This window comes from Mycobacterium sp. (assembly GCF_035697385.1).
In the GTDB taxonomy this organism is placed as follows: Bacteria; Actinomycetota; Actinomycetes; order Mycobacteriales; family Mycobacteriaceae; genus Mycobacterium.
Genome location: NZ_DASSCY010000030.1, coordinates 1 through 19,826 on the forward strand (window position 1 = coordinate 1; position 19,826 = coordinate 19,826).

Annotated in this window: 15 protein-coding genes and 2 pseudogenes; 9 read left to right on the forward strand and 8 right to left on the reverse strand. The window is 63.4% G+C overall.

Annotation, left to right across the window (positions count from 1 at the left end; all coding sequences use genetic code 11):
- The coding region (ribA, locus tag VFH65_RS02905) for a GTP cyclohydrolase II (protein WP_353319632.1) at positions 1 to 958 on the forward strand (958 nt) is incomplete at its 5' end.
- A gap of 18 nt (positions 959 to 976) precedes the next feature.
- Here ribA and VFH65_RS02910 read toward each other — a convergent pair.
- On the reverse strand, positions 977 to 2,365 hold the full coding sequence (locus VFH65_RS02910) for an FAD-binding oxidoreductase (RefSeq protein ID WP_353319633.1): 1,389 nt from the start codon (positions 2,363 to 2,365) through the stop codon (positions 977 to 979).
- 542 nt (positions 2,366 to 2,907) lie between these two features.
- Between VFH65_RS02910 and VFH65_RS02915 the strand changes: the two genes are divergently transcribed.
- The 3 genes from VFH65_RS02915 (at position 2,908) to VFH65_RS02925 (ending at position 6,544) form a co-directional block, all read left to right on the forward strand.
- The gene (locus VFH65_RS02915; RefSeq protein WP_353319634.1) at positions 2,908 to 4,065 is read left to right on the forward strand and encodes an acyl-CoA dehydrogenase family protein; all 1,158 of its coding nucleotides are present in this window, start codon (positions 2,908 to 2,910) and stop codon (positions 4,063 to 4,065) included.
- A gap of 116 nt (positions 4,066 to 4,181) precedes the next feature.
- Complete coding sequence (locus tag VFH65_RS02920) at positions 4,182 to 5,645, forward strand: MmgE/PrpD family protein (protein WP_353319635.1); 1,464 nt, start codon at positions 4,182 to 4,184, stop codon at positions 5,643 to 5,645.
- Positions 5,645 to 6,544 (forward strand): sugar phosphate isomerase/epimerase family protein, encoded by a 900-nt coding sequence (locus tag VFH65_RS02925; RefSeq protein WP_353319636.1) that lies wholly within the window; start codon positions 5,645 to 5,647, stop codon positions 6,542 to 6,544. Before VFH65_RS02920 ends, VFH65_RS02925 begins: the two co-directional genes overlap by 1 nt.
- A 72-nt stretch (positions 6,545 to 6,616) precedes the next feature.
- On the opposite strand, the pseudogene VFH65_RS02930 reads toward VFH65_RS02925, so the two are convergent.
- A pseudogene (locus VFH65_RS02930) lies at positions 6,617 to 6,970 on the reverse strand (hypothetical protein); the annotation flags it as partial.
- Between VFH65_RS02930 and VFH65_RS02935 the strand changes: the two are divergent.
- Positions 6,962 to 7,522 carry a TetR/AcrR family transcriptional regulator gene (locus VFH65_RS02935; RefSeq protein ID WP_414688344.1) on the forward strand — a complete coding sequence of 187 codons (561 nt, stop codon included), beginning with the start codon at positions 6,962 to 6,964 and terminating at the stop codon, positions 7,520 to 7,522. The pseudogene VFH65_RS02930 and the gene VFH65_RS02935 sit on opposite strands and share 9 nt — an antisense overlap.
- A gap of 31 nt (positions 7,523 to 7,553) precedes the next feature.
- Here the strand turns inward: VFH65_RS02935 and VFH65_RS02940 are convergent, their stop codons facing one another.
- Positions 7,554 to 9,095 (reverse strand): FAD-dependent monooxygenase, encoded by a 1,542-nt coding sequence (locus VFH65_RS02940; protein WP_353319637.1) that lies wholly within the window; start codon positions 9,093 to 9,095, stop codon positions 7,554 to 7,556.
- 358 nt (positions 9,096 to 9,453) lie between these two features.
- Positions 9,454 to 10,425 (reverse strand): VOC family protein, encoded by a 972-nt coding sequence (locus tag VFH65_RS02945; protein WP_353319638.1) that lies wholly within the window; start codon positions 10,423 to 10,425, stop codon positions 9,454 to 9,456.
- Between the two features lie 506 nt (positions 10,426 to 10,931).
- On the opposite strand from VFH65_RS02945, the gene VFH65_RS02950 reads away from it, so the two are divergent.
- The 4 genes from VFH65_RS02950 (at position 10,932) to VFH65_RS02965 (ending at position 15,244) form a co-directional block, all read left to right on the forward strand.
- Positions 10,932 to 12,224 carry an alpha/beta hydrolase gene (locus tag VFH65_RS02950; protein ID WP_353319639.1) on the forward strand — a complete coding sequence of 431 codons (1,293 nt, stop codon included), beginning with the start codon at positions 10,932 to 10,934 and terminating at the stop codon, positions 12,222 to 12,224.
- The gene (locus VFH65_RS02955) at positions 12,221 to 13,912 is read left to right on the forward strand and encodes an AMP-binding protein (RefSeq protein ID WP_353319640.1); all 1,692 of its coding nucleotides are present in this window, start codon (positions 12,221 to 12,223) and stop codon (positions 13,910 to 13,912) included. Before VFH65_RS02950 ends, VFH65_RS02955 begins: the two co-directional genes overlap by 4 nt.
- A 27-nt stretch (positions 13,913 to 13,939) precedes the next feature.
- Positions 13,940 to 14,494 (forward strand): VOC family protein, encoded by a 555-nt coding sequence (locus tag VFH65_RS02960; protein WP_353319641.1) that lies wholly within the window; start codon positions 13,940 to 13,942, stop codon positions 14,492 to 14,494.
- A gap of 135 nt (positions 14,495 to 14,629) precedes the next feature.
- Positions 14,630 to 15,244, forward strand: a complete 615-nt coding sequence (locus VFH65_RS02965) for an NUDIX hydrolase (protein WP_353319642.1) — start codon at positions 14,630 to 14,632, stop codon at positions 15,242 to 15,244.
- Between the two features lie 155 nt (positions 15,245 to 15,399).
- Here the strand turns inward: VFH65_RS02965 and VFH65_RS02970 are convergent, their stop codons facing one another.
- The 4 genes and pseudogenes from VFH65_RS02970 to VFH65_RS02985 form a co-directional block, all read right to left on the reverse strand.
- Positions 15,400 to 16,518 carry an LLM class flavin-dependent oxidoreductase gene (locus VFH65_RS02970; RefSeq protein WP_353319643.1) on the reverse strand — a complete coding sequence of 373 codons (1,119 nt, stop codon included), beginning with the start codon at positions 16,516 to 16,518 and terminating at the stop codon, positions 15,400 to 15,402.
- A gap of 658 nt (positions 16,519 to 17,176) precedes the next feature.
- Positions 17,177 to 18,100, reverse strand: coding sequence for an NmrA family NAD(P)-binding protein (locus VFH65_RS02975; protein WP_353319644.1), 924 nt, complete (start codon positions 18,098 to 18,100; stop codon positions 17,177 to 17,179).
- A gap of 398 nt (positions 18,101 to 18,498) precedes the next feature.
- A complete protein-coding gene (locus VFH65_RS02980; protein ID WP_353319645.1) occupies positions 18,499 to 19,215 on the reverse strand; it encodes an alpha/beta fold hydrolase in 717 nt (238 codons plus the stop codon).
- A gap of 119 nt (positions 19,216 to 19,334) precedes the next feature.
- Positions 19,335 to 19,826: pseudogene (locus VFH65_RS02985) on the reverse strand (hypothetical protein); the annotation flags it as partial.

Here is a 19,826-nt window from a genome sequence, read left to right on the forward strand (position 1 = left end):
CGTGGATGTCCGGGTCGGCACGACGACGGGCATCAGCGCCGCCGACCGCGCGGCGACCAGTCGGGCGCTGGCGGATCCAGGTACCCGCCCGGAGGATCTCGCCCGCCCGGGCCACGTGATGCCGCTGCGGGCGCGGCCCGGAGGTGTGCTCAAACGGGCGGGACACACTGAAGCGGGTATTGATCTGTGCCAGCTGGCGGGAACCGCCCCGGCGGCCTTGCTGTGCGAGATGGTCACCCCGGACCGGCTGGGCATGATGCGCGGACCGGATGCTGTCGAATTCGCTCGCCGACATGGGCTGCCGATCATCACCATCGCGGACCTGGTGCGGCATCGGCGGGCGATGACCACCTTGGCCGAACGCTCGGGGGAGGCGACGGTCGCCACGCCCGAAGCGGAGTTTCGGGTCGTCGCCTACCGCTCCGTGCTGGAGGATGTCGAGCACTTGGCCCTTGTGCTGGGCGACGTGTCGGGCGACGAGCCGGTGTTGGTGCGGGTGCACAGCGAGTGTCTGACCGGCGACCTGTTTGATTCGCTGCGCTGTGACTGCGGCCCGCAGTTGCAACTCGCGCTCCGGCGAATCGTGGCAGAAGGCCGCGGTGTCGTGGTCTATCTGCGGGGCCAGGAAGGTCGCGGCATCGGCATCGGACACAAGCTGCGCGCGTATCAGCTGCAGGAGCAGGGACTCGACACCGTCGACGCCAATACGGCATTGGGGCTGCCTGTCGACACGCGCGAATACGGTGTCGGGGCGGCCATCCTCGCCGACCTGGGTGTTCGCAAAATCAGGGTGATGACGAATAATCCGCATAAGTACAGCGGCCTTGATGGCCACGGTGTGGAGGTCGTCGGCCGCGTGCCGTTGCAGACCGCGCCCACGCAGCACAACATCCGCTATCTGGAGGCCAAGCGTGACCGGATGGGACACCTGCTGGACCTCAAGGAGATCACCGCCTGAGCGGCGATGCCATCGCCATCAACTGTGCGCTTCCAAGACGGCACCGGGGTTGAGGATGCGCTCGGGATCGAGCGCGTCCTTCACTGATCGTTGCACTGCTAGAGACACCTCGTCGTGCTCAACAGTCAGCCAGCGGGATTTGAGTCGGCCCACGCCGTGTTCGCCGGTGATGGTTCCCCCGAGGTCCAGGGCGCGTTGGGTGATCGCATCGAATGCGCCCAGGGCTGCCGCGCGACTGGCCGGATCGGTTTCGTCGTAGATGATCGTGGGGTGGAGGTTGCCATCACCGGCGTGACCGAAGACGCCGATCGTTAGATCGAACTGAGCAGCAATGGATTCGATCGATGACATCAGCTCTGTGACTCGTGATCGCGGTACCGCGACGTCGTCTAGCAGCCAGTTCCCTAGGCGCTCGAGAGCGGGAAGTGCCAGCCGTCTAGCCGCCAAGAGCATCGCCGACTCGGCTGTGTCAGAGCTAACCGCGATGTCAGCGGCACCGTGTCGACGACAGATGCTCTCGATCGCTGCAAGCGTGTTTTCGGCGTCGGAGTCGTCCGCTTGCATCAGCAGCAGGACTGCGACGTCTCGGCCAAGACCCATCTTGGCGAGCTCATCGACAGCCTGCACGGTGGTGCGGTCCAGGATCTCGAGCATCGACGGCGTTATTCCGGATGACGCGATATCGCTCACGGTGCGGCCAGCCTGGTCGAGGCTGGCGAACGCCGCGACGAGAGTGTGCGGATCGCGTGGGGCGGGAAGAAGTTTCAGCGTTATCTCAGTGATGACGGCGAGCGTTCCTTCCGATCCAACCAGCAAATGGGTCAGGTCGAACCCAGCGACGCCCTTGGCGGTGCGGCGACCAGTTCGCAAGACGCGTCCGTCAGCAAGAACCGCCTCAAGGCCGATGACGAAATCGCCTGTGACGCCGTATTTTAAGCAGCACATGCCGCCGGCGTTGGTGGCGACATTGCCACCGATAGTGCTGAAGTCGACGCTACCGGGATCGGGTGCATAGAACAGCCCGGCTGCCGCTGCGCGGTCACGCAGTTCGGAGGTGACGACGCCAGGTTGCGTGACCGCGATACGGTTTACATCGTCGATCTCCAGGATCGCGTTCATTCGATGCAGGCTTAAGACGATGGATCCGACTGTGGCGTTGGCGCCGCCGCTGAGCCCACTACCTGCCCCGCGTGGAATCACCGGCACCCCGTGGCGATGCGCTACCCGCAGACACGCCGCGACTTCTTCGGTCGATCGCGGCACCAATACGGCGTCGGGAACGGCGCTCTGGGTAAACCGGGAGTGATCACGGCTGTAGGTAGCGACGACGTCGGGATCGAGCAGCACCAGTTCGTCGGGCAGGGCTGCGATGACAGCGCTTGAGGCAGGACCAGGTCGCGTGGTCATCGATGTTGCTCTCCGGCGCCGGACCGCCCTAGCTGGCTTGCGGCACCGTTACAGCGTTGCGGCCTAGGACGTTGGGTTCGCATCCGCGGCTCCCGGAACTAATCGACGCGGCGAAGGCACGCGTGCGCTCGGTTGGTTTGACGCGGGACGGGCGTCCTATCCACACCGTGAATTCCCGGTGGAGATTCCAGCACTTGAACTCGATGAGCCATCGCTCGCCGGTATCTCCGGCCCGTCGCCGACGCTTCACATCTGCTCCTTCTCAGTGCGCTCCAGTTGCCTGACCCGGGGCATCTACGAGTGTGACGACTTTTAGACAATAAAGTCAAAACATCGAGTCCCGGCCCATCCGGGAGACGGGGGCACGTGTGACGTCTCCACGGCCGGTTGCCCAAAAGAATGCTGCAGCCCAACCTAGCTTTCTAGTGAGTCAAATTTTCATCACACCTGTTGACGCCGTGTGGGCAATGTCATAGCCTGGAGTTCGTCGTCACGGCCCGTCAATGGAGAACGTGGCTGGTAGATCCGAAGGAGCTAACAAGGTGGCATCAACGTCGGTAGACGCGGTTGAAAGGGCGGCGGCCCTACTGCCTCACTTGCGCGACCGGACGGAAGAGGCCGAGCGGCTGCGGCGGATGCCGGACGAGACGATCGAGGCGATCGAGGACGCCGGCTTGCTGTGGATGGCCGCGCCCAAGCATTACGGCGGTCAACAGGCGCCGCTAGCCGATGTACTCGCCGTCTCCGAGCTGTTCGGACGCGCGTCCGGTTCAGCGTCGTGGTCGATCGCGCTCTACACGGCGTCTCCCTACTTGCTCGCCAAGTTCGACGACGAAGCCCAAGACGAGGTCTACGCCAGCGGCCACCCGTTCATGTGTGGCGTCGTGACGCCATCGGCGCAGCTGAGCCCGGCGAACGGTGGCTACCGACTGACCGGCCACTGGCGGTTCGCAACCGGCAATCGCCACGCCAAGTGGGGGCAAATGGCCGCCATGATGATGGGGCCAGATGGCCCGCAGGGGATGGCGTGGGTGATGGTGCCGCGAAGCGATTGGACTGCTCACGACGACTGGTTCGTCACCGGCCTCGTCGCCACGGGATCGAGTTCCATCAGTGTCGACGATGTCTTCGTTCCCGCCCACCGCATCCTGCACGCGTCGGACTTCGATCACGGCATCTCGCGACGGTTCGGCGACGATCCCTACTTCAAGATCCCGATGGCGCCGTTCTTCACCGCATGCACATCCGCAACCCCTGTCGGCATGGCGACCGGCGCGCTCGAACTCTTCGAAGAACGTGTCCAGAAAAGGGCAATCACCTACCTCGACTACGCGTCGGCGGCCGATGCGACCGTCACCCATCTACAGGTGGACGAGGCCGTCATGAAGCTCGACCAGGCCCGGTTCCACATGAGGCACGCGTTGGCAATGGCCGAATCCCTGCGCGAAACGCCTGGCGACATATCAACGCGCGCGCGGCTGAAAGGAGACGTCGGCTGGTGTAGCCGGCTCGGCCGCGAGGTTGTCGACATCGTGCAAAAGGGATCCGGCGCCAGTTCGCTCAACATCAAGGACCCCCTTCAGCGGCTGGTCCGCGACGCTCAGGCGATGTCGCTGCACGGTGTGTTGGCCAGCAACACCAACGCCGAAGTCCACGGTCGTGTGCGCTGCGGTCTGCCGCCCAACACCAACGTCATCTGATCATTTCGGCCGCGCGCTAAGTCTTCCCTGCCCGATGCCGCCGGGCGCCACCCCGGCCTGCATGTCGGGCGCCAGACTGTCGTCCGCCGCGGCCCTTTCGAGAAGTGAGGTCAACTGTGAGCACTGATTTCGAGCCCTCGTTGGCCGAGCGGCTCGGTCGCTTCGTCGCGGAGTTCGACCTTGACCGCAGTGAACGCCATTCGGTCCTGATGCGGCGCGCACGCTGGCAGATCCTGGACATGCTCGGTGCCGCCTACGTCGCCTGGACCAGCGAGGATCGCCACGCCGCCAAACTCATCGCCAGCCACGCAGCCGACATCGGGGCGGGCCCCTGCACCGTGGTCGGCGTACCCGGCGGCACCTCGGCGCCGGTGGCGGCCTTCCTCAACGGAACACTGGCCCACAGCTTCGAGTTCGACGACATCCACCTGGCCACGATGATCCATTGCGAATCATTTGCCACCGCAGCGACTTTGGCCGTCGCCGAAGAGCACCACACCAGCGGCTTGGCCCTGGCCGAGGCGTGGATCGTCGCCGCCGAGATCGCTCTGCGACTCGCCTCCGGCATCCACAAGCTCGACGGACTTGGACTGTATGAACCCGAAGGATTCCATTCGACGTCGGTGTTCGGCGCTTTCGGGGCCGCCGCGGGCGCGGCCAAACTCATGGGACTGAACGCCGACCAGACCGCCAACGCGCTCGCGCTCGTCGTCAGCTTTACTTCAGGAACCGTCGAAGGCTGGGCCACCGGCGGGGCGCGGAACAAACCGATTCAGCCCGGCTGGGCCGCCCACGCCGGAGTCACCGCGGCGCGCCTCGCGGCGGCGGACTACACCTGCAGCCTGGCGACCATCGACGGTCCCCAAGGCTTTTACCATTCGCACGCGTGGGGACACGAATGGAGCGCCGACCGAGTGCTCGATGGGCTCGGGGACAGGTGGCTGGCCGAAGAGGTCGCCGTAAAGCTGTATCCCTGCGGTGCCATGTGTCAGAACACAGTCGAAGGCGTCGAGGAGATCATGCACGCCCACGGTATCGGCGCTGACGACGTCGAACGCGGCGAAATTGTCCTGCCCCAATATCTTTCGGCCGCGCTGAAGAACATGGGCGCCAGCCTGTACCGGCCACCAACCGGCACCGACGCACTTGGATCCGCGCCGTGCCTGGCCGCCAGGGTGCTGCTCGACGGGTACCTCGGCGTGGAACACATGACCACCGCTGCCATGGGCGACGCGCGCATGCTTGCGTTGGCCGACCGACTGGCGGTAACAGTCGACGAGGATCCAAACCACACCAACCTGCCCGTAGCCCAACAACCCACCGCGGTCACTTTGACGACCAGCAAAGGTGAATTCTCGGCTGAACACGGCCTGGCTGCAGGACATCCCGATCGCCTCACCGAAGATCGGATCGAGCGCAAGTTCAGATCGAACATGCGTCGTGTCAGTGACGCCGCTATGACGGAGGCGATCATCGGCCAGTGCGGCGCGCTCGAGGATGTCGACGATGTCGCGGCGATAACCGCACTCCTTCGCGCCCCCGCGATCACAGCTGAAAAGACCGACCCGAGGACGGCATGATGCAATTGGCGGCCGGTGGAGAGTCCTTCCCGCTCCTCCCACAGCGACTCAGCATCAAACTTTTCGCGGATCTTGGGTTCGAGGGGTATGACCTGATCCTGCGCGGCGGCAACAGCCTGGGCGTGGCGCTCGAGGACGTCCGTGCCGATATCCCCGGTTGGGCAGGCAGATTCGATGAGCGAGTTCGCGGTGCGGGTCTCGAATTCGCCGACATCTTCTGTGTTCCCGGCAACGCACTGCAGACGCTGGCGGTCAACCATCCAGACGCCGACGAACGTAAGCAATCGTGGGCATTGTTCGACGATGTCCTTGACCTAGCGGTTCGGCTGCAAGTACCGGGAATGACCTTGCTGCCTGGAATCGATTGGGACGGAGAAGACCACGAGCAATCGCTGGCCCGCGCGGCAGACGAATTGCAACGGCGCGCCGAAGCGGCCGGCGCGCGCGGCATCCGGCTGTCCATCGAGCCCCACATCGGCTCGGTGTGCTCGACCCCCAAGGAGGCGCTCGATCTGTGCCAACGGGCACCTGCGCTGGAGTTAGCCTTGAACTACACACATTTCACCGTGCAGGGCTTCAGCGACGATGACATCGAGCCGCTGCTGCGGCATGCGCGACACTTCAAGGCCCGCGGTGCCCGCACCGGCCGAATGCAATGCCCCCTCAAAGACAACACGATCGACTACGAGCGCGTCATCGATGCGATGCAAATCCACGACTACGACGGCTACATCGCGATGGACTACGTCTGGATCGACACGGCCGGGCTCAACGATATCGACGTGCTGTCGGAGACCTTGCTGCTGCGCGACCGGCTTCGCGCCAAGTTGCAACACCAACCGTGGCAGTACCCGCAGCTGGCCGACATGGACTTCGGGGCGCCGGCAACAGACGACTGAGCGCCGAACGTGCGCCCAGCGCGAAATTCCTTGGGATTTTTCGCAGTGGACGCACGCTCGGCGAGCGTCGCCTTACAGCAGGCCGAGCAGCTGCAGGTCGGTGATGTACTTGACGATGATCGCGGCTGTCACGTGCGGAATGTCCTTGCCGGGACCGATTTTCGCATCCTGCACCGCCGAGCGGAACCGCTCGGTCGGTGCGATCGACCCGCGAACGGGTGCCTCCGGCCGCTGGTAGTTGTGGATCAGCGGGAGCAGTGACGCTTGGCGCTGCCGCTCCGGCAGCGCGCGAAGCGTCGTGTCGAACCGCGGCAACCAGGCGGCGAAATCGCCAACACGAGAAATCGGATATCCCGCGTCGATGAGCCAATCGACGTACTCGTCGAGCCCGATGCCGTCGTCATACGGGTTCATGACGTGATAGGGCTTTGCGGCGCGATCTACATCGCGACCTTGGAAGAGTTGGCGGACAACGGCTTCGAGCAGCTGAGCTTCGATCGGATTGCCGCGCGCGCCGGTGCGGGCAAGGCATCGTTGTATCGCCGCTGGCGAAGCCCGGCCGAGCTGGTGCTGGACGCACTCACCGACCCGCTCACCGGTTTCGGTGACCCACTCGTCCCCGACACCGGATCCCTTCGCTTGGACCTGATCGCTGTGCTGACGAATCTTGCCGAAGTGCTCAATGAGCCGCGCGGGCGGGCGCTGCGACCGTTGCTGACCCAGCGGCCCCGCCATCCCCAGCTGTTCGACGAGGTTTTCCGACGGGTGGCACAACCGCTTTTCGCAATGTTGTTGCACGTGCTCCAGAGGGCGACCGACCGTCACGGCGCCGATCCTCGCGCGGTGACTGAACGCATCGCCGCCGTCGGCCCGCAGTTGGTGATCATGGCGCACATGCAGTCAGCGCCGCTGCCGCGCAGCGAGATTGAAGCGATAGTAGATGAGGTGATCCTGCCGTTGGTAGGAAGTCTGCGATAGGCGCAGAGCACGCGCCTTCCGGGCGTGCGGTCTAAGTATCGGAATCAGGCTGTACGAGGTCAGCCCGGCCGGCGAGGATGCCGTCGGCGACCAGAACGTTGTGGTCGGCGGACGCGCGAATCGCAACCACACCATGTGTTTCCAGCCTGATCCGCTCGGCGACTGCGAGCCGATCCATTATCTCGCCGCGGTCATTGCCGCCAGTGAGCGTGACAACTTGTGTTCCATTGTGAAGTTGACTCCTGACTTGGCGCACATAGTCATCGCCGTCGGGTCCCCACGCATCGCCCGAGGTGACTTCGATGGTCGTAGCGCCATCGACGCCGCGCGAGAGCACTCTCGTCGGTAGCGTCATCCCGGCGGTGTCGAACGGTTGGCGCAGGACCCACGGGGTCAGGTCTCGGGTAGGGACCGCAGTCGGCGCCGCACCGGAGAAGTCCGCTGCGGCCTGTGCGACCAGCCCGGGATCTACGGCGGCCAGACTGTCAAGGGAGACCACTCCGGCGCGGCTGAGATACGCAAACGCCAGTCGCGGCCCCGACATGTCTTTGCGGCGCGCGAAGGATTCCCACCACAGTTGACTGCGCCGAGCCCTGTCCTGCAGCCGTTGGACCTGCCGCCGGCGGTTGCGGGTGTACTCCAGGAGAAGCTTGTGGGGCGCTCGCGTGCCCAATGCTTTCAACTGGTTCACGAGCGCGATCGCGCTTTCCATCGCCACTTTTGTGCCAGACCCTAGTGATGGGTGGACCGTGGCAACCGCATCGCCGATCAATACGACGTTCTGATAGGACCAGTTTCGGCATTGAAGCGTGGTGAAATGCGACCATCTGGACCTGTTACCGAAAAATCGCGCACCCTTGAGCACCTTGGTGAATGCCTTACTCAGATATTCCAGCGCTTCGTCGTCGGAGGCGGCGTCAGATGTCCAGTTGCGGTTGGTGAACCCGGCGCGCTCGATCGTCTCAACAGATGCCTCGATGACGAACGTGGACAGGCCCTTTGCGTAGGGGTAAGCGTGGATGACGAACAAGCCCGCCGGCGTTTCGACGGGCTGGAAGATGGTGCCCTCCAGTTCGATGTCGGCCGCGCACCAGATGAACACACCGCGACCCAGCGTGGTCGTGACGCCGAATTGGGATTCAAACCGAGTGCGGGTGCTGCTCGACAGGCCGTCCGCGCCGACGACGATATCGGCACCGTCACGCACGTCGTCGACGTGGGCGACGGTGCCGATGTTGACTTCGGCGCCGGCCTCGGCGGCTCCTTCGAGCAGGATGCGCAACAGTTCGGACCGTCTGATCGCTCCGCTGTGGAACTGCAAGAAGCTGGTTGTGCCTGTGTCAACACGAAACTCGGCCGACGAAAACGGCAGCGTAGCCGCCAACAAGCGTTGATGGATCGCGGGGTCGGCGTTATGCACTGCCTCGAGCAATGCGCGCGTCAATCCGACGCCGAATCCGAAAGTATCGTCGGGCGCTAAGCGCTCGAACAGTCGAACCTCCCAGTCCGGGTATTGCAGCGCCGCCAGACGAGCGGTGAACGCTCCGGCGGGTCCGCCTCCGATGATGTCCAAGCGTGTCATGGTGCGTGCCTCCGTTGTCGCGGTCGGTCAACATGTCGACACCGTCGACGCAGGCGGTGACGTAGTCGCCGCCCTCGAGAAACTTGCCGTCTAGCCCGCTTTCCGTCGCGGTGCCCAAGACGATCACGTCGCAGGCAGCCAGCGGTACGAACATCGACACGGACGCCGCGATCCGCCAGAAGGAGTGCGACGAGTTCGTTGCTGCGTCCCCGCTCTGTGGTCGCAACATCAAATCCCTCGCTGAGCAAGTGCTGCGCCAACGGCAAGTCGAGGCACCCCGATCCAATGAAACCGACTGTCCGCGAGCCCATTACCACTACCCATTCCCGACTAGAGCCGTGGTTATCGGTTAGGAGTCCTTGACCGCGAAGGTCACATCGAGATCGGTTCCCAAGAACGCGTCCGCCGGTGGCGGGCCCAGGAGTTCAGGGGGCGGGGAGTCGTTGACGTCCCATTCGTTCACGACGTGTGGATCCTCGATGGTCCACGACCGCGGCACATACGTCGGGTCGTGCAAGATGATCTCTTCCTCAACGGAGTATTCGAACCAATAACCCTCCGCGTCACGGAAGTACATCGCGATGTTGTGACCGGGCCCGTGCCGAAGCGGACCCCACTCGATCTTCACTTCGTTGTCTTGTAGTGCTGCGGCCGTGGAATAGAACGAATCCACATTCTTGAGGCTGAACTGGATGTGGTGCAACGCCGGCTGCGGTGTTTGGACCAGCACGACGTCGTGGAAGAGGTAGCGGCCGGGAGCGCGCAAGAACCCCATCACTTGCACACCGTCCGGGCCGAAGGTGCGGCTCGAGCACAGCTGGCCCAGCGTGTTGAGCATGAAATGTTCTTCAGCTTGGAAGTCCGCGGCACCCAATCCAAGATGATCTGCGACAACGGGTTCTGGACCGCCGGATTCGGGCGCTTCGATCAGATGCGCCACCGGAATTTCTGTGCTGGTCCCGGTGGTGAATTCCAGCAGGTGTCCAGCCGGGGTGTGAAACCGGATGGCCGGTGCCCCTTCCCATTCCGCCTGGCGGTGTTTGGCGACGGCAACGCCCGCCGCCTCAAGCCTGCGCGCTGCTGCGTCAAGCGCTTGTCGATCGTGGACCAGGTAACTGACGTGGTGCAGCCCGTGCACATCGCCGGGCTTGTAGACCAAGGAGTAGCGGTCCACACCATGGGCACTGAGGTAGTGGCTGCCGTCGGCGTCCGCCTGGACAAGGTTGAATCCCAACCGCTCCGTGGCGAACCTGGCGGCGAGTTCGGGATCCCGCGCGTTCAGAGCAATGTAGTTCACGCGCTCGATGCCGATGGATGACACGTTGCCTCCTTGCAAGTAGCCGATTCCCAGCCCGTGCCCTAGTCCCCGACATCTCACCAGCCGCCGAATGCGGCACGAGCCCTGCGTCATTCACGCTGCGCACCCGGACGACACTGCACGTGGGACGCCAAGGCCGCTCGGAATATTGTTATCTTACGACTGCGGCAACTATTTGACAATACCGTTAGGACGGTCGTAGTGTGGCCGGGGTTACAGCGTCTGCATGGCCACGCCGGCGACGCGCACGGTGGGACGGGAGGTATTCGGTGTCTGCAGGATGGGACACTCCCCGCCGGGGCGCATCCATAGACGGAGAAAGTGGTGCGGCGGCGGACCGTAGCTCCCCGCGGCCACTCACGACCCATCGATTCAGGGTGACGATGGGCGATACCGACACTGCCCGCGTCATCTTCTATGGGGCAGGAACGCGGCGGGCACAGATAGCCACAGCGGTTTAGGCGAACCGCTCCACGTCAAATGCAAGTCGTAACACAGGATCAGGAGCAATGGTTCACGATATCGACGAACGACAAGTGCTCGCTCAGGCCCACCGTGAACCGTCGGGGCGCGGACGCGCTGCTCTGGCGAACGATTATTGGCCCAGACCGCTGCCCGACGGCGTGCACGGCAGCTCGCACACCCTCATTACCTATGACGGTGAGGTGACGCGAGGCACCCTTTACCGGCCCGCCAACGCCAGCGGCACGGTGTTCTGTCTCATGCATCCCCGGCAGGATCTGCGCCAGCATCCCATCATTCCGGACATCCTCGCCGGTGGCGACTCGGTGTGGGCGCAGGCGGGTCGCGAGGTGGGCAACGATCTGCGGCTGATCCATGAAAGTGCGCTGCTCGATGTCGCCGCCGGCCTGGAGTGGCTGCAGCACACCTACTCTCACGTGGTGCTGATCGGGCATTCAGGAGGGGGCGGGCTCTACTCCTTCTACACCGAGCAGGCTCAGGCCGAACCGGGTGCGCGGATCGCTAACACCCCCGGCGGTGCCCCGACCAAACTGCGGGAGGCGCCGATGCCGGTTCCCGACGCGTTGAGCCTCATCGCCCCCCACCCGGGGCAGGGGAAGCTGCTGCTGGCCGCCATTGATCCGTCGGTCACCGACGAGAACGACCCGTTGTCCTTGGACCCCGAGCTGGATCCGTTCGATCCGCGTAACGGGTTCGCTTCGGCCGAAGATGGCGGCTCGCACTACACCGAGAGCTTCGTCGGCGCCTACCGTGCCGCTCAGGCGCAACGCGTCGCCCGGATCGACGAACGAGCCCACGAACTGATCGATCGACAGATGTCGGCGCGCAAGAAAGCCAAGTCGGGAACCGGAACCCGACAGGACGGGCGCCAAAGTATCCTGACGCCGATCATCACCACCTACCGCACCGATGCCGACCTGCGATGCACCGACCTCCAGCTGGACCCATCCGAACGGCCGTACGGGTCGGTGATCAGTGCCAAGCCGTCGGTCTCCAACTACGGCGTCACCGGGTTCGGCCGACTGGCGACCCCGGAGGCATGGCTGTCCACGTGGTCCGGGCTGTCATCGAACGCGTCGCTCAACCGTTCACTGGCCGGCGTCACCGTACCGACACTGATCATCGAGTTCACCGGCGATGCCTCGGTGTTTCCTGCCGACGTCGCCGCAGCGGTGAAAGTCGCCGCCTCCGACGACGTGACACATCGCCGCATCCGGGCCGATCACTTCGGCAGACCGCTGGCACCCGGCGACGAACCCGGGACGACCTTGGCAGCACAAACAATCACTGAATGGTCGAAGGAGCGGATCAAACCATGACGACCCTCAGCGACCTCGCCGCGGGCGTGGTGCCGTACCCAGAGTCTCTGGTCCGCGAGTACCGCGCTGACGGCCTCTGGGGCACACGCACAATCGCCGACGAACTGCAGCTCACCATCGACACCTACGGCAGCAACCCCGCGGTGGCCGACTCCGACGTTCAATTCACTTTTGAAGAACTGGGCGCGATCACCGATCGGATCGCAGCAGGCCTCGTTGGGTTGGGTCTCACACCCGGCGAGCGCGTGATGTTTCAAGTGACCAACCACGCTTGGTCGGTGCTGGCGTGGTACGGGGTGCTCAAGGCCGGGCTGGTGCCGGTGGCAACGCTGGCCCAACACGGCTCGCATGAAATCAATGCCATCGCTAAGCAGTGTCGGCCCGCCGCGCACCTGTTCGAGCCCCCCTTTGGCCGCCATGATCTGCGCGCGTTGGCCCACCAGGTCGCCGAGGCGCAGCCGAGCTTGCGAGTCAAACTCACGGTCGGTACCGGGCAGTCGGCCGACGGCGAGGTGTCGATCGAGGCGCTGGCAGACCAGCAATACGCAAACGGCAACCCGCGCCAGCTCGTTGCCGAGATTCAGCACAGTCTGGCCACGGATGGCGTTGCCGTGCTACAGCTGTCGGGCGGAACGACCAGTGTCCCCAAGCTGATTCCGCGACTTCACGCTGAATACTGGTACAACGCGCGCGCGTGGGCCGAGGTGGGGACCATGACCTCTGACAGCGCCGTTGCGCATCTGCTGCCGCTGATCCACAACGCCGGGATCGTGTGCGCACTGCACGCTGCGCACGCTGTCGGCGCGTGCTTCGTCACCTCGGCGGTGAACACGGAGGCGTTCCTGCGTGCCGCTGCGCGCACCCCGCTCACCCATATTCTGATGACGCGTCCCATTCTGCGACTCATCGAAACCGAACCGCGCCTGCGCAATTTGCTCGCCGGCCTCCGTACGCTCGCGTGGGGCGACCGGGCCGTACCTCCGTCGGTGATTGACGAGTTCGAAACAGACACGTGCAAGGTGATTCAGTTGTTCGGCATGGGGGAGGGGTTGACGATGCTCTCTCCCCGCGATGCGCCCGCGGCGATCCGCCATGGCACCCAAGGCACACCGGTGTGCCTGCGTGACGAGGTGCGCGTCTATGAGCCCGGCACGGAGACTCAATTGCCGGAGGGCCACGCTGGTGAACTGTGCGTGCGCGGTCCCTACACCATCCGCGGGTACTACGACGCCCCCGAGCGCAACGCTGTCGCCTTCACCGCCGACGGGCTGTACCGTAGCGGCGATATTGTCACCGAATTTCGACACGAAGGCCGCTCCTACTACCGGCTCGAAGACCGGATCAAGGATCTGATCAATCGCGGGGGAGAGAAGATCAACGCCGAGGAAGTCGAGCAACTGCTGCTCGAACTACCCGGCGTGGAGCGCGCGGCGGTCGTTGCCATGCCCGACGACCGGCTCGGCGAAAAGGCCTGCGCCTTCTTCGCTTTGCGGCCCGGCGCGGACACCATCGACCTCGATGCGGTCCGGGTGTATCTGCAAACGCGCGGCGTCGCCAAGTTCAAGTGGCCCGAGCGCATCGAGATCCGTTCCGAACTCCCGCTGACCAACATCCACAAAGTAAACAAGGTGATGCTGCGCCAGGAGATTGCCGACCTCCTCCGCGCCGGCGACCGCGCTGCCACATGACCTCCCCAGCGACCAGGGAGAGCATCGATGAGTGCACTGCCGCGCATTAGGCCCGTCTCACGACCGATCCACCATATCGGCTACACCGTCGACGACATCGCAGTGGCAGTGGACCGCTGGGTAACCACCTTCGGCGCTGGGCCGTTCTTCTGGTTCGCCAGGAACACCGCCATTACCGACGCCCGCTACTACGGAAAACCGTGCGTACTGGAACAATCCGTAGTCGTCGCGAAGTGGAACGACATCTTCGTCGAACTCGTCGAGATCCATCACGTCTCGCCAGCCGGACTTCGCCAGGCGTTGGTCGGCAACACCACGGCCGCCAACCACATCAACCACATCTGCTATGTGGCGGAGGACCCCGAAGCCGAGGTGCAGCGGCTGGAAGCGGCGGGCATTCCACGCTTTTGGCACGCATCGCTGGGCACATTCGACGTGTCCTACTGCGATGCATGGGCCTCGCTTGGCCACGCGATCGAACTCCACAAGCCGACACCAGATTTCGTCGCCATTTTCGAAGCGATCGCGACGGCGTCAACTGACTGGGACGGAACCGATCCACTTCGTGAGCTGCCGTTGTGACCAACGAATGGCGAAAGACAACCGGAACTGTGGTCGTGCGCCAGTTCGGATCGGCACCACCTCCGGAAAGGTCGCAAAAGTGAGCCACCACAGTCACGTTCACCGGCTGCGGACGGCGAGACGGCGAAGCGATCGATGACAAGTGTGCCCGGCGGCCTCACGGAGTCGCGCACCCTGCGCTCAGAGATCGCCCGCCGACTGCGGGGGTTCGCGCCGCTAATCGCGCCGACCGACGGCTTGCGCGCAGCCACCGTCGTCATCGCGGTGACCGAGCAGAACGGCCAGTACGGCATCTGGCTCACCAAACGGTCAGCCGAAATGCGTGAACACCCTGGGCAATACGTGCTGCCCGGCGGGCGGGTAGAGCCGGGCGAAGACTCCGTCGCCGCAGGCCTGCGCGAACTGGCCGAGGAACTCGGCATCGGCCTGACGCGCGACCACGTTCTCGGCCGACTCGACGATTACGCGACCAGATCGGGATACGTCATCGCCCCAATCGTGTGCTGGGCAGCCAACGGAGTAGATGCTCAACCCAATCCAGATGAAGTCGCCAGCGTGCACTTCGTGTCCTTCGCCGAGCTGCTCACCACCCCCCGTTTCGAGGCGATTCAGAAAACCGACCGGCGAGTCATTCAGCTTCCGCTCCTGGGCTTTCTGATCAACGCACCGACAGGAGCGGTGCTCTATCAGTTCGCCGAGGTCGTGCTGAGGGACCGACTTATCCGCGTCAGCGATCTCGAGGAGCCATGATCGCGCACCGGTAGCCCATGCGCGTGGAGGACGTGGGCACTGTCCTCAACGACTTGAGGACAAGTCGACGGGACGTCAGCTCACTTCGCGCTGGTCGACATTGCCGAAGAGAAACAAACAGCGGCATTCGACGTGCCAACATCGCTACACGGGGATCAGGGTGTGGTCCCGTAGCGGAAGCCGTCGGTCCGGAATTCCGGATCCGTATCCAGTGCAGGGATGATGTACTTGCCGAACACCTCTATTGTCTCCAACGCGTGCTCGCGACCAAACATCCCGACGCCGAACCCGACGCCGTTGACGCCGAGTTCGGCGTACTTGCGTAGGGTTTCGATCACCTGGTCCGGCGTCCCGATCAGCGAGCCGGCCTGCTGCATGGCCAGGACTTCCTGGCGCGTTGTTGGGGGGGCGAGTTCGGGCCAGAGCGGTATGCCAAGGGGGCGCGGGAAGGTGTCGTGATAGCGGTAGAGCAGGCTACGCTGGTGGGCGACTTCCTCGCTCATCACCCAGTCGAATGCCTTCCCTTCGTCCTCGGACACGAACGGGTGGAACACCGCGGACAGGTAGTCGTTGACGAAGGCGCCGATGGGCTCGGCATTGGCAATTCCCTTGCGGTAGGCCTCATTGGCCTTCTCCGCTGTCGCCAGGTTGGTGATCGAGTTGCCGATGAGGCCCATCCCTTTGCGCCCGGCGTTCTCCCAGCTGGGAGTATTTCCTGCGGCGTACCACAGCGGGGGGTGGCCCTTCCCGTATGGCTTGGGCACGATCTTGCGCGGCGGCAGCGACCAGTACTTGGAGCTATAACCCTCGTAGGTCTCCTGCATCCACATCTTCGGGATCTCTGAGATCACGTCTTCCCAGACTTCCTTCGTATGGTTGATCTCGGTGCCCTCAGGAAAGAACGCAAGAATCTCGTGGCTGCCTGCGCCGCGGCCTGACCCGAATTCGAAACGCCCGCAAGAGATGTGGTCCAGGTACGCGCATGCCTCGGCAACCGTGGCGGGGTGCCGAATCTGTGGAAGGGGATTCATGATGCCCGACAGCAGGTGGATGCGCTTGGTCGCATGGGCGAGGTAGCCGAGCACGGGGGCGTTGCCCGAGATGTGCGAGTACTCGTCGAGGAAGTGATGCTCGGGGACGATCACATACTTGAACCCCGCCTCTTCGGCGGCGATCATGTACTCCAGATCGGTCATGATGACCTTGTGCTCAGCGTCTGGATTCCCGCGCATGTGGTTGGGGAGCGTGTTGAAGAAGCTGATCATGAATTCCATTGAGGTGTTCCTCCCTGACTCGCTTGCCCTGGGTGATGCGGGTTCAGTCGAGTGCGGCATGGGGTTCTGTTGTGTCCGCGCGCGCCGCGACCTGCATGTGAAGTGCCCGTGCTTACGATGTTGTTTAATTTTCTACCGTGACGTGACTAACATTGTCAAGCCCTCCGCGCGCCATCTCACGTGGCATCTACGGTGGGCGCGTGTCAGGCGTGCGGGGAGTCCCTGATCCAGGTTGCCGTCGTTGCCGCGAGCCGTTGACACTCAGATCTAGCTCCTCCGAACGTCATCCGCGTCTGCTGCGGTGGTGTGCTGGCGTCAAGCAGGTCATCCTCGTCGCTGGTACCTACACCGAGGTCTTGGCCATGCTCTCGGGCAGGCCGAACGCGGGGTGAACCACAAGGTGTAGACGATCGCTTAGCGCTCGGGCCGTGCACCACGGCTGAGCGTGGGGCATAGCCACGGCGACCGGGTGCCTCGTGAAGGAAGGGCCTAGGTGCTGCCGTGGCACACGCCCCGGCGGCCCGGTCGTCGATGCGACCGAGAGGCAAGGACTTTGGCGCTGGACGCACTGCCGCAATTCGGAACGGAAGTCTGTTCGCCGATTAATCCAACACGGGTTGTGTGCTTGCCGTCCACCATGGGGACGTGCAAACACGTTTCAGCACGGCGCTTCAGCTGAGTGAACCTGCCGGTAGAGGCGATGCAGGTACTCCTCAAGGGAGGTCGGCTGGCGACCCAGCAGCCAGGTCAGGATATTCGGGTTGCCCACGTAATCGTGAGTGCTGTACCAATCCGCTATCGCGACAAGGACTCGTCGCGCGAAATCGCGGCCGGCCGGATCCTCCAGGCCGTGCGCCGAGCCAATGGGCGGACCTTCCTCTCGTGCCCAAATCCTCATGTACTCCGGGCCCGAAACCGGTTGCACCGCAACGCTACGGCCGCAGACCTTGCTCGCGGTTTCGGCAAGCACATCCGCATCAAACGCCTGCGGGAGACCGCAGAGTTCATAGCGCGCCCAGAAATGCGGCTTGCCCTCGACCAGAACCTTGCATACCACCTCGGCCACATCCATCAGATCCACCGCGCTGTGCCTCTGTCCCAGGCCGTAGGCGACAGGCAACACCCCGGTACTGAACGTCGAAGGCGGCACCAACGTTTGCATGTAGTCGGCGGGCTGAAGAATCGTCCAATTCACCGGCGAGGAGATGAGGCGCTCCTCGACATCTCGCTTGGTCCGATGCTGAAGCAATGCGGTGATGATCGGGTGCATCAGCGTGCTCATAACGACATGCTCGACACCTTCGGCGATCGCGGCGTCGATGATCGAGTAGCCGATCTCAGTCTCCCAGTATGCCAATCCGCCAGGGCAGACATGAAAGACGCTTTGCACGCCATTCATGGCCGAGCGGATGGTTGCAGGATCGCGGATGTCGCCTATCACAACCTCGCTGACACCCAAATCGACGAGAGCCTTTTCATTGCCGCTTCTGGCCCGCAACCCACGCACCTTTAGGCCGGCGCGAGCAAGAATCGGAATCACCTGACGCGCAACGTTACCGTTGGCGGCTGTTACAAGAATCATCCTGTTTCCTAACTACAATTGCGTTGTTTCGCCGGGTCTGGCGACGACGGTTGCCGACGCTGTCGGCCGATCCAACAAAACGCTGCACTGCGACCTTTCTCGGTGTGGTAGCGAGTGCAGCTGTGGATCGTGGTGTCTTCGTTTCGCGTTCCGTGTAGTTCGGCGACGGTGAGAACGCCGCGAACACAGTCTTCGTCGAGTTGGTCTCGTCGATACGGTCTCTGTACGCGGCAAAAATCCACGCGGCGAGGTATTGGCCCGGTGGGGCTGTAGGACCAAAGCTGCGCTGACGCAACCAGACTGTGTATACGCGCAGGTGCCCGCACCCGGGGGGTAGCTCATGCGCGTGGAGGACGTGGGCACTGCCCTCAACGACTCGAGGTCCAGTCGACGGGACGTCAGCTCACTTCGAGCTCGTCGACATTGCCCAAGAGAAACCGCCCCAACAAATGTTTGTATTCTTGTGGGCAAGTGCGGTGGACCATATGTCCGGCCCCCTCAATCGTCGCGAGCTGACCATCGGGAATACGACGTGCGGCCTCAGCTAACCCCTCCTGAGGCGTGTAGCTGATTGATCCCCCGCCGATAATGAGCGTCGGAGCGGTGATCTTAGGCAGATCGTTCCACCAGGACGGATCCGGGTTGTGAATCTGGTCAACGAGTGAGGTGAGCGCGGAATAATCGAAAGGGGCCCCTCCCGGCACTTCTTCGGCAGACGCCGGAAAGTCTACGTCGATGGGAGCAGTATCTTCGAAGACCAGTCGCTCAATGCGTTCTGGGAATTTCTCCGCGAAGATGCACCCTATTCTTGCGCCCATTGAGTGTCCGATCAACGTAAAGCGGTCCAGGGCAAGTGCATCGGCGAACGCTTCGAGATCGTCACACATCAATTCAAACGAGTAGACGTCGGACCTGGCGCTGTCGCCGTGACCGCGCTGCGTGAGGGCGAAGACGTGATAGTGATCGGCCAGGAAGAGCGCGATCTCGTCCCAATCCCGTGCGTCGTACATGAGCCCGTGCAGGAGAATGAGCGGCGGCGCACCGGGATTGCCTGCCTCGCGATAGTGAAAAGTCAGTTGTGAAAGCTCGATAGTCTCGTCGGTGAACGCGGACAAGGACCTACCTCTTCTCTATCGGCAGCAAAGAAGGCCGTACCCGACTTTGGGTTTTCATTGCTGACGTGAACAGATTAGCCGGAAAACAGTGTGCGCCAAGCGAAATCGCTGCGCGAAGATCAGGCCGTGGTCCCGTAGCGGAAGCCATCGGTCCGGAATTCGGGGTCCGTATCCAGTGCAGGGATGATGTATTTGCCGAATACCTCTATTGTCTCCAGCGCGTGTTCGCGACCAAACATCCCGACGCCCAGGGAGCATCCGTTGATGCCGAGTTCGGCGTACTTGCGCAGGGTTTCGATCACCTGGTCGGGCGTCCCGATGAGCGAGCCGGACTGCTGAATTGCCAGCGCTTCCTCGCGCGTGGTTGGCGGGGCAAGGTTGGGCCAGACGGGGATGCCCTGGGGGCGCGGGAAGGTGTCGTGATAGCGGTAGAGCAGGCTGCGCTGGTGGGCCACTTCCTCGCTCATCACCCAGCCGAATGCCTTCCCCTCGTCCTCGGAGACAAACGGATGAAACACCGCCGAGAGGTAGTCGTTGACGAAGGCTCCGATGGGCTCGGCATTGGCGATACCTTTGCGGTAGGCCTCAACGGCCTTCTCCGCGGTCGCCAA

What these genes read in the sequence shown, in the direction of transcription:
- VFH65_RS02965 (WP_353319642.1), top strand. Translation starts at nt 14,630, where the DNA reads ATGACAAGTGTGCCCGGCGGCCTCACGGAGTCGCGCACCCTGCGCTCA.
- VFH65_RS02910 (WP_353319633.1), bottom strand. Translation starts at nt 2,365, where the DNA reads ATGACCACGCGACCTGGTCCTGCCTCAAGCGCTGTCATCGCAGCCCTG.
- VFH65_RS02955 (WP_353319640.1), top strand. Translation starts at nt 12,221, where the DNA reads ATGACGACCCTCAGCGACCTCGCCGCGGGCGTGGTGCCGTACCCAGAG.
- VFH65_RS02960 (WP_353319641.1), top strand. Translation starts at nt 13,940, where the DNA reads ATGAGTGCACTGCCGCGCATTAGGCCCGTCTCACGACCGATCCACCAT.
- VFH65_RS02925 (WP_353319636.1), top strand. Translation starts at nt 5,645, where the DNA reads ATGCAATTGGCGGCCGGTGGAGAGTCCTTCCCGCTCCTCCCACAGCGA.
- VFH65_RS02970 (WP_353319643.1), bottom strand. Translation starts at nt 16,518, where the DNA reads ATGGAATTCATGATCAGCTTCTTCAACACGCTCCCCAACCACATGCGC.
- VFH65_RS02975 (WP_353319644.1), bottom strand. Translation starts at nt 18,100, where the DNA reads ATGATTCTTGTAACAGCCGCCAACGGTAACGTTGCGCGTCAGGTGATT.
- VFH65_RS02950 (WP_353319639.1), top strand. Translation starts at nt 10,932, where the DNA reads ATGGTTCACGATATCGACGAACGACAAGTGCTCGCTCAGGCCCACCGT.